The sequence below is a fragment of the Mesorhizobium sp. M8A.F.Ca.ET.165.01.1.1 genome (assembly GCF_004792065.1).
Classification (GTDB): domain Bacteria; phylum Pseudomonadota; class Alphaproteobacteria; order Rhizobiales; family Rhizobiaceae; genus Mesorhizobium.
Map to the genome: position 1 here is coordinate 1 of NZ_SRTH01000043.1, position 1239 is coordinate 1239.

1 protein-coding gene is annotated in these 1239 nt (G+C 60.4%); it reads left to right on the plus strand.

Annotated elements, in window-relative coordinates; translation table 11 throughout:
• Positions 1–1239 (plus strand): amino acid adenylation domain-containing protein (locus EN808_RS35035; RefSeq protein WP_135918210.1); only part of this gene is annotated, 1239 nt, incomplete at both ends.

Below are 1239 nucleotides of genomic sequence, written 5' to 3' on the forward strand. Positions count from 1 at the left end.
GCGCAGGTGCGCCAGGCGCCGGAGGCGGTGGCGGTGGTCTGCGACGACGAGCGCCTGAGCTACGGCGAGCTCAATGCGCGGGCCAACCGGCTGGCCCATCATCTGATCGGGCTCGGGGTCAGGCCGGGGAACCGCATTGCGACAGTGCTGGACCGCTCCGTCGCTCTTGTCGTGGCGCAGTTGGCGGTCCTCAAGGCGGGCGGAGTGTATGTGCCGATCGATCGCGCTCTTCCATCTGCGCGACAAGGATGGCTGATGGCAGATTGTGCTGCGCGCCTCGTGCTTACGGAGGGTGTCGCTGAATTGGTTGATGTGACGATCCCTGTTCTGTCTATTGAGCCGCTCATGGCTGGGACTGGGTCTAGTGCCGACCCTGGCTTGACGTTGAACGCCGAGACTGCCGCTTACGTGATGTACACTTCCGGCTCGACCGGCCTTCCCAAGGGGGTTGTTGTTCTTCATCGTGCGGTCAACCGGCTCGTCATAAACAACGGCTATGCGAAGATCGATGCCCGAGATCGTGTGGCGTGGGTGGGTAATCCCGCCTTCGACGCCAGCACATTTGAAGTGTGGACGCCGTTGCTCAACGGTGGCTGCATTATTGCTTTGGATGCCACGACCGTCTTAAATCCTTCAAATTTTGCCAAGTCACTTGAACAGCAACGGGTGACAACCCTTTTTCTAACAACAGCGTTATTCAACAAATATACGTCATCGATCGCTCCAGCGTTGGCACAACTTAAGTACCTCCTTTCTGGAGGCGAGACCAGTGACGGTCCCTCATTTTTGAGATTGCTAAGAGAAGAAGGTCCTGTACGCCTCATTCACTGCTACGGTCCGACCGAGACGACGACCTTTGCAACAGTATGCGAGATCACCGCGATTGATGAGACATTCCGCCGTGTCCCGATCGGCCGTCCGATAGCGAACACGCGGGTGTACCTGCTTGACGGGCATGGTGGGCCCGTGCCGTTCGGGGCGGTGGGCGAGCTTTACATTGGCGGCGCAGGCGTTGCACGTGGCTACCTGAACCGGCCCGAGCTGACGGCGGAGCGGTTCATCGCCAGCCCGTTTGTGGAGGGCGACCGGCTGTATAAGACCGGCGACCTGGCGCGTTATCTGCCGGACGGCAATCTGGAGTTTTTGGGCCGCAACGACGAGCAGGTGAAGATCCGCGGCTTCCGCATCGAGCCGGGCGAGATCGCGGCGCGGCTTTGCGAGCATGCCTGGGTGCGTGAG